The 12,644-nt window shown below is 64.3% G+C and carries 9 protein-coding genes; 2 read left to right on the top strand and 7 right to left on the bottom strand.

From position 1 onward, the window contains the following. Positions 1-664 precede the first annotated feature (664 nt). The 7 genes from OU682_RS12305 to OU682_RS12275 form a co-directional block, all read right to left on the bottom strand. On the bottom strand, positions 665-1,348 hold the full coding sequence (locus OU682_RS12305; RefSeq protein ID WP_268942423.1) for a hypothetical protein: 684 nt from the start codon (positions 1,346-1,348) through the stop codon (positions 665-667). Between the two features lie 677 nt (positions 1,349-2,025). Beyond that, positions 2,026-2,838, bottom strand: a complete 813-nt coding sequence (locus OU682_RS12300) for a metallophosphoesterase (protein WP_268942422.1) — start codon at positions 2,836-2,838, stop codon at positions 2,026-2,028. Between the two features lie 176 nt (positions 2,839-3,014). Then, positions 3,015-3,494, bottom strand: coding sequence for a DUF6634 family protein (locus OU682_RS12295; RefSeq protein WP_268942421.1), 480 nt, complete (start codon positions 3,492-3,494; stop codon positions 3,015-3,017). 95 nt (positions 3,495-3,589) lie between these two features. Further along, on the bottom strand, positions 3,590-5,752 hold the full coding sequence (locus OU682_RS12290; protein ID WP_268942420.1) for an AAA family ATPase: 2,163 nt from the start codon (positions 5,750-5,752) through the stop codon (positions 3,590-3,592). Between the two features lie 219 nt (positions 5,753-5,971). Continuing rightward, positions 5,972-7,027, bottom strand: a complete 1,056-nt coding sequence (locus OU682_RS12285; protein WP_268942419.1) for a GIY-YIG nuclease family protein — start codon at positions 7,025-7,027, stop codon at positions 5,972-5,974. Between the two features lie 173 nt (positions 7,028-7,200). Beyond that, a complete protein-coding gene (locus tag OU682_RS12280; RefSeq protein WP_268942418.1) occupies positions 7,201-7,716 on the bottom strand; it encodes a hypothetical protein in 516 nt (171 codons plus the stop codon). Positions 7,717-8,187: 471 nt separating this feature from the next. Then, positions 8,188-9,198 (bottom strand): hypothetical protein, encoded by a 1,011-nt coding sequence (locus OU682_RS12275; protein WP_268942417.1) that lies wholly within the window; start codon positions 9,196-9,198, stop codon positions 8,188-8,190. A gap of 328 nt (positions 9,199-9,526) precedes the next feature. On the opposite strand from OU682_RS12275, the gene OU682_RS12270 reads away from it, so the two are divergent. Next, positions 9,527-9,907 (top strand): plasmid mobilization protein, encoded by a 381-nt coding sequence (locus OU682_RS12270; protein WP_268942416.1) that lies wholly within the window; start codon positions 9,527-9,529, stop codon positions 9,905-9,907. After that, positions 9,907-12,231, top strand: a complete 2,325-nt coding sequence (locus OU682_RS12265) for a hypothetical protein (RefSeq protein WP_268942415.1) — start codon at positions 9,907-9,909, stop codon at positions 12,229-12,231. The genes OU682_RS12270 and OU682_RS12265 overlap by 1 nt, the downstream gene beginning before the upstream one ends. Positions 12,232-12,644 lie beyond the last annotated feature (413 nt).

Genomic DNA, 12,644 nt, shown 5'->3' with positions numbered 1-12,644 from the left:
CTCCCCTAGCAGCCGTGTCGGTTTCCACCATCAAGGCGCTGGACTATGCTGCGTGTCGCCGCGGCCATGGTCTCGATCCAGCGGGCGCCGTGAGCAGGGTGCCGGCCGAAAACAAGCGGGATGAGCGCATCAGACGCAGTCGGATACGCACCATCGTTGGCGTTTCGAGAACCCGCACCACTGTCGACGTCGCCGTCCATCCTGTGGCGCTAGAGCGGCTCTCGTAATGCCTCATCGCAAGGGCTCCGCTCGACAGCAGTCTTCGGCCTCCGGGAGGCTGGTGTCGCGCAGGCCGCGACCATCGGTCTGCCATAGAATGCCAAAAGCGGTTTACGCCAGCGCGCCGAGGGGCATCCCAGGGCGGAACGCTCATGTTGGCAATCGGTCCTGTGGGCTCGGCCATGGTCATTACGACAATACCAACCCGGTGCACCTTGCTCATTGCGGTGGGGAGCAGCTCCCGTGACCGATGGACGGGTTCGTCCTGTTCTGCCTTGTGACGGATCCCTTCCGCGGCGGCGTGAAGCGCCCCTAGCTTACGGCGGGTGAGTGATGGCTGGACTGCTCCGCCAGCGGCCGCCGCCAAGGGCAGCCTGTCCAGCCGTGCACGCATTCCCTCCGGGCTGCAGCTCTTGGCCTGGATGGAATAGGTCGAGTTGGCGGATTAGTCTTGCGGCATACGCCCGCATGCGATGGCCGCCGCATCGAGGCAGGGGAGGATCACGCCAGCACGGCTGCTCACCCGGTGGATGACCAGGTTGGCCTGCGCCAGATCGGTTACGAATGCGAAGTCAGGTTGGACGTCGGGCGTGCCGCGTGCCTCGGGGCAGCGTTCCCGGATCTGAAAGACGCAGTGGACCCGGTGCACCTCGTCCCCGATCTCGAAGGGTTCACGGGGCAGATCGACCTGGAGCTGCAGATGGAAGGGGGGATTGATGCCGCGCTGCATGGAGGTCTTGGCAAACGAAGCCGGCAGGATGAGGGCGATGACATCGGCAAACGCGGCGGCATGCTGGATAACGCGTATTGCGAGAGAGCCGCCACGCCCGAACGCGGGATTGCCCAGCATGATGATGCTGCCGCCGTGGCAGAGTGCGGGAAAGATGAGGAAATCCCGTTCCTCGACCCCGACCGCATCAAGGGCGATGTCATCCGCGGTCAGCCGATCACGGGGCCGAAAGCGCGCGATCGCTCCGGCGCCGGCGACGGCCTCGATGAAGGGGTCGTCGGCCTGGAACCGGCATTCGTGGCACACCATGCCGACGCAGGCCTTGGCCTCCATCGTATAGAACTTGGCCAAGGCCATCTGGTGGGGTGCGGTGAAGTTCATCGTTCTGAAATCGCGCATCTTCGGTGTTTTCTGATCGCGCGGTGTTCGCGCCGTTAGGGATGAAGATAAGATGGGACCGTGAAAATCGCCACACGTGCAACTTCGAGCAGAGCGCCGAAGCTGGATAACGGATTTCGAGACGGTGCGCCGCAGCGATGATGCTGTGGTTGAGGACATTTCTTCGCATGGTTCAACCGGGGTGCGGTGGCGTTGGTGGGGGCAGGGCTGCCCATCTCACAAGACCGCGCTTGTTACGCTGTTACAGCCCTCATTACGGCTGCGTAACAGATAAGCCATTGAATTGAAACGATGTTACAGCGTTACGCCAAAAAAACGGCCCGAGTGTATTGGTGTGTGCGCGTGTGTGTGTGTGTGCGCGTGGGTGCGCGTGTGTATAGTATATATATCTTCCAGAATACGTAACAATGAAACACTTGCCCTATTCTTCAATGAAATCAATGACTTGACCTGTTACGCTTTCTGTTACGGGCTGTAACGGGTGTAACATACTGATTTGAAATGGTATTTCTGTTACAGCGACTTAAGAGGGCTTCATCGCGACCCCCAGATGGCTCATTTTTGGCCCTTGAATGGTGTTATCAAGGAAAGTTTTGGCAGATTTGGCCGGTTGTCCGTAAGGGACAGGACGCCGAGAAGGATCAGTGAGTGGCCCTGACCTGCGCTAACGAGGCGGGTCAGTTTTCCAGTCGCATGCCGTCGCGGCCGATCAGGCCGCGGAGCAGACGCTCGGCCTCCTGACCCGGCTCGACTTCGTCGGGATAGCCGAGCGACGTGTTGATCACCGGCACACCGTGAACGGTTGCGTCCAGGAGCCGGTGTGTGTGGCCGAACAACCAGCCATTGGGCCGGTGCTGCTTGAGCCAAGCGTCGAGATTGGAGGCAAAGGCGGGTGAAAGCCCGTTGATCGGCCCGGCGACCGCGGGGCTTGGGGCGTGGTGCGTGACGATGATGCGCTGTCCCGCCGACGGCTCTGCCATCGCGCGTGTGAGCCAGTCCAGATGATCGCGATGGAGGGCTGCGGTGTCCTCGGGGCGGATCGGACCCTGCGCGAGGTTGGCGCTTTTGCGGATGCGGACATAGTCCGGCATGACCATTCGGGCCCGGCGCATGGCCTCTGGCGCGTCGTCGGTCAGCTGAAAATCTGTCCACAAGGTGGCGCAGAGCAGCCGGACAGTCCCGATGTCGATGATCCGCTGCTGCGCCAGATGGGCACCCGCCCTTTCGGCGATTTCCGCCAAGCGGTCGTCGCCGTCGATCTGCCATGACCAGTAATCATGGTTACCCGGCACGATCCAGACGCGGAACGGGTCGATCAGCCGGCCGATGCGCGCGAGGCAGCGTGGCCATTGAAAGGCCGGGTTATCGCTGAGATCGCCCGCGATGATCAGTGCATCCAGGTGCGACAGGACCGGGGCAATGCTAGCTAGCGGATCGCGCCCGTCGCGCAGCCAGGCGTCCAGGTGCAGGTCAGCAATGACTAGGATCAAAGAAGGCTTCCTTTACGGATTTGGTGCGTGTGGAGCAGGCAGCTTTGGGGCCGCTCCTCAGCGGCCGCCCTGCGGCGACATCCGGCCGCAGGTCACGACGCTGTGGATAGCGGTCCTGTCTTCGCGGGAAGCGCGGGTGGGGCAGGCTCTTATCCTCCCTCAGCGCCGTCCTCGGATCAGTGTCTCGCCGTGCGTGCAGCCGCGATCTTGTCACGGTGCGCACGCAGCTGGGCGAGGGAGGACGCCATCAGCCGATCGAGCAAGGCTCGATTGCTAACAGGTAGGCAGCCCAGGCGGGCGGCGTCGAGCGCAAGCCGAGCCATGTCGCCGCGCGTCGGCGCCCTCCTTCCCGTGCTTTCGGGATTGGTGACAGGCTGTCCGATCGGGCGACCGAGCCGATACCAGCGGCTGATTGTCCTTGCCCAGCGGTTGCCGGGATCCAGGGCGATGAGGCGCGACGTGGTGATCCAACTCGCGCCAAGGATGGGGTGGCGGTTGACGTGGCCCCACAGCAGCGGCTCGGCCTCAAGGGTGAGGATCGGGTGCCAAGGGCTCAGCATCGGCGCCGTGGCCAGGTCCTCGGGTGTCGGGCCGGCCTGGGCCTCGTCGATGGCGGCAAGGCTCTGCTCGAGCCAGTGAAGGTCGTCGGCTGTCATGGCATATCTCTGAAAGAAGGCAGAAAAAGGGGGGGATCGGAGACAGCCGCGACGGTGGGGCTGCCTCGTTCGTCAGGGATCTGTCACCCAGACCTTCAGCCGGGCGCGATATCGTCGGCAGCCTTGGGACCTTCGGAATGTCCGGGATCGTTTTCACCCTCCGTCGGCCAGCGGCGCACCTGATTGAGCCAGAGGCGCGCGGCCTCTGCGTTCATCTCGCGGACGGCAAGGAGCGTTCGTGCCATGTCCTCCAGGATATCCCTGTTGGTGGTAAGGATGGTGCGGGCCCGCACCTCGGCGGCCTCAAGGTCTTGGCGGATCAGGCTGCCGGTGTCCGGATTGGAAAGCAGCGCCGTGTCTGTATTGCCGAGCCAGAGGGGTCCGAGGACGCCCAAGCCAAAGCGCGCATGGATCCCGACGGCGAGTGCGGTGGCCCGGGCCAGGTCGGATGTTCTGTCGCCGCCCGCGCCGGTCGAGACCGCACCCAGCACTACGGCCTCCGCAGCCCGTCCGGCGAGAAGCTGCACAAGGTCGTCCTGCAGGCGGGACAGGGGGACCGATCCCGGGATGTGATCGACATGGGTCATGCCGCCGCCCTTTCGTCCGAGCGCAATGCGATGCACCGGGCCGAGACGCAGCGCCGCGCAGACAACAGCATGGCCACATTCATGCAGAGCCACCCGGTAAGCGTCGCGGTCATCAAGCGTCGGGGCCAAGACGACACGCAGATCGTCGGGCATGAGAGCCCGCGCTTGAATACGGGCTTCTGTGCGGGCACGACGGATGGCGGCATCCACCTCGGCCGCGCTGAGCCCCACGGCGCAACGGGCGAGATCGGAAAGGTCTGTCCCGCTCCAACCGGGCAAATGATGGCGCAGGATCCCCTGCAACGCAGTGGCGTCGGGCAGCGGCATCTCTACCTTTTGGTCGATCCGGCCCGGCCGCAGAACCGCCGGATCGATCCCGCTGCGGTCGTTGCAGGTGCCGATGACGATCACCCCCTCGTGCTGCGCGATGCCATCCAGCTCGGTCAGAAAGGCGTTGACGACTTGGCGGCGGTATGAAGGGTTCTGAGAGGTTCGGTCTTCCCTCGAGCCGACTGAGTCCATCTCGTCGATGACAAGAACAGCAGGGCTCTTGGCGCGCGCCTCGGCAAAGCTTCTGCGCATCTCGCGCAGCATGTCGCCGAGATGCCCCGCGGCCTGCCACTGGCCGAAGGTCGCGGAGATGACCGTTACGCCGGCACTGGTGCCGATCGCCCGCGCCAGCCAGGTCTTGCCGCTGCCGGGAGGCCCGTAAAGCAAAAGGGATCGCGAGAGCTCACTCCAGCCGATCTGGCCCGCCCGCCAGGTCTGCAGGTCCGCCACCATCTGGCGGGCCGTGCGCAGGGCAGGGGCGTCGCTCGCAAAGCTCTCAAGTCCTGGCGTCGAAACGGCATGGGCGGCCGCAGGATCCGCGAGGGCTGCAAGGCGCGTTGCCACCGCTTGAGCTGTCGGTGCGCGCAGTGCGAGCGCCAGAGGCAGAGGGTCCAGCCCTTCCAGGGCCGCGTCAGGCGGCAGGGCCGCCCTGAGCGCTGCCTCGTCGAGGCCGCCCGCTTCCGAGTGGCTGAGGCGCAGGACGGCGAGGAGTATATCCTGGTCCAAGGGTGCGTAGGGGATGCGGGTCATTCCGACTGCCGGCAGGCCCTCCGGCAGGGCGGCCACTTGAGGGTGCAGGATCAGGACCGGCGCGGGAAGGTGCAGCGCCGCCACGACGTCGCGGCGATACTCGCGCAGGGCATAGTCGCTGATCCTGCCGTCAACCAAACTGGGCCGGATCACCATGAGATCCGGCACATGGACCGCGATCCTTGGCTTCGAGGACACCGTGCAGGATGCGGGCAGGATGAATTCCAGCAGGTCGCGGATGCTGTCCAAATCTTCGTTGGGAACACCTTCGAGGAGAGTTAGGGCACCGGGCGACAGTAGCCGGTCAACGGCGTCCAGGCTGCCCAGGCTCGCGGCGAGGCGGATGAGAAGCAGGAGGCGGTGACGGGGAGCGGACACTGGCCCCGGCGACAGCGGGACGGCTCTGCCGATCTCGGATGCGTCGGGCGTGCTGCCGTTGCCCTCCTCCGGCAGATTGGCCCGGGGCGGGTCCATCTCTTCTGGCTCGTGGTCCTCGGCCCAGGCTTGCGGCCACGTGCCGTCGGCTGCGTCAGCCACGACACGCCGGTCGGAGTCTTCGTCGAGAAGGCGGGTCACAGCGATCTCGGCCAATTTCCACCAGGCGGGGCGGGAAGGGGTCGGGGAGGGGGGCGAGGCAGGGGGCATCGGGTGTCTCCGGCGAGATTGATTGGGGCATCCCGGATGCGGTCCGGGATGCGGCAGGGGCGCGGGCGCGAGCGGCTCGGGCGGCAGAAGGATGGGTGACATGGGGTGGGATCGGGTGGGCTGTGCCGGTCTCATCCAGGAGCTGCCGACCAGGCCGGCGGGTTCTTATTCCTGGTCAGGGGGCGATAGCTTGTCCGTCGCCGCAGGGCAGGCAGGCGCCTGGCTCTGCTCGAGGCGTCGCCGCAGGCGTTTGAGGCGGCGCTTTTCGCGGCGCCTTGCCCGTCTCTTGAGCCGGATCTCGATCCGGTCCAGAAGCGCCGTGATCTCGGCTTCGATCTTCGCGTCATAGAGTTCGGAGACGACATTTACTTCAGCCGCAAACTCCATGCGATCGAGCTCTGCGTCGGGGTGCTGCCGGCGAAGTGTCGTATGCAGGGCTTTCTCAAGTTCGATTGCCTCGCGACCGGTGGGCACCTCGATGCTGCGGATCAGCAGCGCATCCTGATCGCGCTCGGTAACCAGCTGATGACGCAGCCGGGACGCCGGATCGCGCGAAAAACCAACCTTGATGGCGTCTCGTCCGGACTTCAGGACAAACCGCATCATGTAGATATAGCTACGGTCATTGAGCCAACCTTCGCTGCAGTTCCGGCAGGTAAACCGGCCGGTCGTCATGTTCGCCACGGCGACCCGCTGGATATAGCGGCAGGCGTGCCGATAAAGGCGGTAGCTCAGATGGCCGTCAGGATCGTCACCGATCAGTTCCCAGCCGCGCGCCCGCGCCTCGGCCTGCATCCGTGCCTCGAGGCAAGCCTCGCAGCGGATGGCGGTCGTGCGGCGCCGGACACGCTCGAGCAGTTCCTGCTGCCGGCTCGTCTCGTGACCGCAGGGGAGTTGGACCCGCAGATAATTGGCGCGATCGCCACGCCCCAGAAAGCGCACCCCAGCCTCCTCACAGAGTGCCTGCCAGCGTGCCTTTTGGCAGTGCGGGCAGATCGGCTGGGCGGTGCGCAAGGTATAGATCTTGCAGATCATGGTGCCATCGCACTGGTTGCAGCGCAGTTCCAAATGGTTCCTGTCTCGGACCCGGCGCAGGAGTTCGAAGCCCTTCGCCTCGGCAAATTCGTGCCAATGGTCGGGGATGGGGGCGTCGAAAGAGACAAGGTCCAGATCACCGAACGGGAACGTTGCGTCGAGGAAGTCAAGGATATGGTCGGTCATAGGATGTCTCCTGAAAAAGAAGTGGATAGATGGCCGCGTGCGGCCCGCACGGACGCGGGGCGATGATCCTTGGCACAGAGGGATCGGACAGGGCGCAGAAGGGCTGGCCGATCAGAGCCAGGTCAGCCCATCGGGGCTGTTAGGGATCAAGGAAGGATCAGGCAGGAGCGGCGTCAGGCTGCCTGGGGGGCAGGGACATCCGCAGCCGCATCAGTTCCTTTGCGGTTGCTTTGATAAAGCGGCAGTTGCGCCATGAGCAGGATTCGCTTGCGGGCTGCGGCCAGCATTCTGCGAGCCCGAGCCTCTGCGGCATCGTCTCCAGGAACCTTCAGGTCCAGCGCCATGCTTTCCTCGGCCTGGCGAAGGAAGGCCGGAGCCGTGCGATTGCGCACCAAGTCCTCAATGACGAGCGACATCTTGTAGAGCGGCACATCCGTGCCGGAAACGCCCTTCACGGCGGCGATCTGGACAAACACCTTGCCGAGCGTGACCCGCGCCGCCTCGGCGCTGTCGCGAAGGCGCTCATGGTCGAGGTCTGAATGGTCGCTCGAGAACAGGAACTGCTCGCTGTAGATGTGATGCGCGAGTGCGTTGAGAAGCCCGACGAACCTGTGCTCGAAAGTAAGCGGCTCCGAAGAGATCGGTGCTTCAATATACGACGGCCGGGGTGTATGGAACGGGGTAGCCATGAGGTTCCTTTACCGAGAAGGTCGTGGTTAGGATCGGGGGAGTGTCGGAAGCACTCCCTTGATCTGCATATACAGCATATGCGGTATATGTTGATTGTCAACATGCTTTATGGCGACTAATTTACTTTCATGGCCAGAGAACCAGCATATCCTGTCAAGAAGCTTGTAAACCTTACAGAGGAACAGGCTAAGCGGATCTCCGATTTCAGATTCGATCAAAGGCTGCAGTCGGAAAATGAGGCCATTCGACGTCTGATCGAGATTGCACTTGAAGCGTCCAGGTCGGAGGGTGACGCGGGATTGTAAGCTCTCTTCCGGGGGGTGATAATCTTCAGCATCAATTCTTGGAAATGGCCTCCGGTCACCATGCCGGCACTGTTCAGCCTTGCAGCAATGGCCATTCGGCGCGGCTGCGAACGAGTCGTGGATGGCCGCCGCAACGCCTATCGGATGGCTTTGCTGAACGACCTGCTACATTCCCTCATCGATCCCCATGCTACGAGGCTCACGTCTTCGTTCCTGGTCGACGGCCTTGCTCACAGCCTCCTTCCTCAGCCAGCCGCGCCGGTCGAGCGCTTGAATATCGTCGAAGAGAGGGGAGCTTTGTCTTTCGGTGACGGTCCGAGGCAGGGCCTCATCTGCCCACACTGTTCTCGCGCCATGCCAGTCATCCGACAGCCCCGCGAACGAGGACCGGCTTGCTACACCCGTTGCCGTGGAACGATCTTCGACCCGCTTGCCTGGCTCCTGGCCCTCACGTGTGTCGTGTTCGTGCTGTTTGCCGATCTGCTGGCGCTGGTGATCGGCCGATGATCTGGTGCCGGACCCGTCGGCGCGAGTGTCGGCCCGGGTTCGCTCTAGCCAAGGCTCCGCCGGCACGATGCCCGCCGGCACGATGCCCGCCGCCGCGCTGCTCTCGACCCTCGGCACCAGCCCGTCCTGCAACCCCTCGATGATCTTGCCAATGAGAATGGTGAGTGTCGCCTTGTGGGCTTTGGACACGACAAATGAGACCCGCTTCAGGCCCAGGTTTTTCTTGCGCGCTGCCGCGCGGCGGGACTGGGCGCGGCGCCGCGCCTTGAGACCTGCTCCCTGCCAGGCAGCGGGATCGTCGGGACCTGCGCTCTCGCCGGACCCGTCAGAGGGCATGCCCGTCACATCCGGCGCGACACGGGCACCGGCATGAGCCTGGGTTGTGTCACTGGCCTTGGCCTTGGCATTGGAATTCTCCGGCCAGGACAGGATCTGCCGCGGCGGGCATCCTGCATCCAGTGCCGCGCCCAGGGCCGGCACGAGACTGCGGATCAGCTCAGCATGGACCGCCGGCACCCATGACCAGATCTGCACCTCACCCCGCGCTTCCCGGTCGGCGCAGGCGCGCAGATGGTCTCGGGCTTTCCGCTCCGCCAGCCGTCTGCCCCGCGCCGCGAAATCGGCCTCGCGCAGCAGGGGACGAGCTCTGGACTTCGGGGGGCGGGTCATATCGGGCTGGACAGTCCATGAGGATGACGTTGACCTCAAATATGGTCCGCGGCCCTGAAAAAATCACCGGCGGCACGATACGACGGCTGTGGAGAGCCTGATGTTCTTGGAGGCCTCAATGTCCCGGATATCCTCTTTCACCGGCCTGGACTCCTGACCCGGCATCGGGTCCCGTGCCGGGCCCTGCATCGCCCCATGATCAGGCCCGTCAGCAAGTCTCCCCCGATGGCCCCCGAAAAACGCATCGCGACCGTTTGGTTTTTTCACGGCTTGCCCGGATGATCCTCTCGACAGCCCCGCTGCTGTCGCAACCGGTGAGGACATGGACATGGCACGCCCGAGAAAGTGCGCGGAGGAGAAACGCAAGAAATGGGACGTGTTGAACGTCACCTCGGCGGAACGGGCTGAAATCACGGCTGAGGCCCGGGAGGCGGGGCTCGGCATCAGTGCTTATCTTCTGACCTGCCGCCGCCAGACGCGCCTGGTCCGGCGCGGGGATCGCGAGGGCGCCGTGCGCCTGCTCGCCCGGATCGACAGCCATCTTGCAGAGATCGCCGGGCGTGTGATGGCCGCTCCTTTTTCAGGGCTGCAAGCCGCCGAACTCCTTCTGATACTGCGCCGCATTGAGGATGTCCTGTCCGCCGACGCCCTGGGAGCCGACAAAGATGGCCCTGAGGGCGGCGGTAAGGCCATGGAGAGCACCGTCTGATGCTCATCTCGTTTGCCAGGCACTATGACAACAACGGCGGGCAACGGGGAGCAGATCGCTATCTGCCGCTGACCAGCTATCTGGACGCGCCGGTGGTGATGAAGGCGATCGGGCCGCAGCGCGAGCCGGTTCTGCGTGACCCTCGGCCGGAGATCCTTGTCGGCCGCGGCGACCGGCTGCGCCAGCAGTTGTCCATCCTGCCGTTCCAGCGCAAATACACCAGCCTGGTGTTGTCCTTCGCCCCGCGCGACGTTGATGTCGCGCGCTTCAATGCTGGCGATCCGCTGTTGCGGGGGCAGGTGGACCTGACCCTTCAACTGGTCTTCCAACTGGCTTGGGCAGGCATTCCCCAGATTGCCCGGCCGCCCGTCTATGTCACCACTCATACTCATACCAGCCGCCTCGAGGTCAATCTGGTAATACCGCGAGCGGTCTTTCGCTCCGACGGCCGGATCATGAGCCATAACCCGCACCCGCCGGGAGATGCGGGGCGCTCGCGTCAGGACTGGTCGGCGCTCCAGGATATCGTGAACCATCGCTTCGGCTGGGCAGATCCATGCGATCCGGCACGTCGCCGGCTCGTCGCGCCGCCGACCCTCTTCAGCAAAAGGGCGGCGGAACTGGAGCGCGCCGGGCTTGATCCCGCCGCCGACCCGCAGTTGCGCCTGACGGACACACTCATCACTGCGCTTGTCGCCGGCACTGTCCGAACCAACCGGGAGGCGCTCGACCTGCTCGCGCCGCTGCTGGCGAATGAGGGAATGGCGATCCTGAGCAAAGCTCGAGGAATTCTGACCATGGGCGTGCCAGGCGCGCTAAGCAGCGAACACCTTCGGCTCAGGGGTCGCCTTTTCTCCGATGGCTTTGTCCTGCGGGACCCGAGCCCGGCCGAGCATGCGGAGCGGGCGGCCGAGCTGGCTGCCGCCCCCGCGCGGTTCATGGCCGGGTGGAACCGAAGGCTTGCTTACAATCAGGACCGCTATGGACAAGGAACCTGGCCACGGCCTGACTGGGACCTCGCTCTCTGGTTTGCCGACGACCCGCTGACAGCACGGCGGCTGATCCCGGCCCGCCACCACCTTGTTCCTTCTACTCCCCGCCTTCTGGAGAATGCATATGCCGACAGCCAGCCCAGGTTTGATAGACCGCCATATCCTCGACGTGCTGGCGCGGATCGAGCGGCAGCAGGCGACGGAGATCGCGTCGCTCGAGTCACGCCTCCGCGATCTGGAACAGAAGAACAGCGGATTGGAAAAGCAGACCGCCAATCTGGAAGCAAGGGTCGAGGTCCAGCAGCAGGGGCTGGACGCTTTGTCCGGGTTGCTCGAACGCTTTCTGGCCCCGCCGGCCTTGCCGCCCGTCTGAACCAATTGGCTGCCTGGCTGGCGCCCGTCGCGTCGCGCCTTGCACCCCTGCGGGCCACAGCGCAGCTGGCAGCAGCCTTGACCGCCCCCGTCCTGGACCGCCTTGACCGCCTTGACCGCCTTGCAACCGACCTGGAGAGCCTCAATGTCGACCGCACCCAGGACCTCGGAGGAGCTGTCCCACGACCTGATGCTGGCCATGCGCCATCTGCAGCCGATGCTGACCACTACTCTGACGATGCTGCAGAACACCGACCGGGAAGCCGACAGGCGGATCGACCGAATGACGGGGGTGATGGAGCGGATCGCGACCGCGCTGGAGGGCACGACCACACAGTTCGAAACGCTCGCATCCCGGATGGCGGCGCAGGAGAAAACCTTGGCGGTTTTGTCGGGTCAGGTGCAGGATCTGAAGCGGCATCTCGCCCAGGAGAACCACGGGCGCGCCCGGCTGGACGGCCGGATCCAGGAACTCCTCGATCTGCTGCAGGCGTAGAAAGGCTGCCGCGCCGCATCGATCTGCTGCGGGCGGGGCAAGCGCTGCTGGAGCAGCTGGGATCGACCGAGGCACGGTTGCGCGTCATCCCGAGCGGGTTCAGCTATGTCTCGGCCGGGCTTCGTCTGGACCTGTCGCGCTACGGGATCATTCTGCGCCAGGCTGCACCGATGCCGACAAGAGCACAGCGCCGCTTGGTGCGAACCCTGGAGGCAATAGGCCGTGACCTCGGATTTGAACCTGACAGTGACAGCATCGACCTGCTCCCACCGCTGGGCGGCGCCATAGCGGTTCATCCTGTCGTCAAGACCTGGGATGCAGCGCTTATGGACATGGCGACGACGCCCGTATCCGAAGAGCCCGGAGTTCAAGAGGCTGTCGATCCAGCGTATGGAGATGCAGCGACTGGCATGCCCGATACCACGGATGACGATGCGGTCACCGATACTTTGTGCCCCCGCTGAAAAGGGGCAGAAAGCCGATCTGGTCGATGATCAGCAGGAGGCATGGACATGAAAGCGGATCCGTTCAGCAAGGCACCCTTCACGCTCGGCCTTGCTCCAGGCTTCGATCAGTTCGGCCATCCTGCCCCATAGCGCGCCGCAATCCACAGGTTTCGACGGCCAACCCACTCCTCTTGCGTGCCGGGATGGTTATGATGCCCATCATTCGAAACGATTTTTCGTCTGGACGGACCAATCGACACATCTGCAGCGATCTCCGCCCACGACCCAGAAAGTTCTGCCCATGCCTCTCAAGACCAACGCCGACGCATCCCACCTGTTCGAAGATCATGACGCGGTCAGCCACGGCACAGTCGACGGTGACCCTGCGATGTGCCCTGCCGATTGCCCGTCCGTGCCCGGAGAGGCGGTCC

Source organism: Paracoccus benzoatiresistens (assembly GCF_026913015.1).
GTDB lineage: Bacteria > Pseudomonadota > Alphaproteobacteria > Rhodobacterales > Rhodobacteraceae > Paracoccus > Paracoccus benzoatiresistens.
Note: the sequence above shows the minus strand (reverse complement) of the source record. Positions and strands in the feature narration are given on the sequence as shown.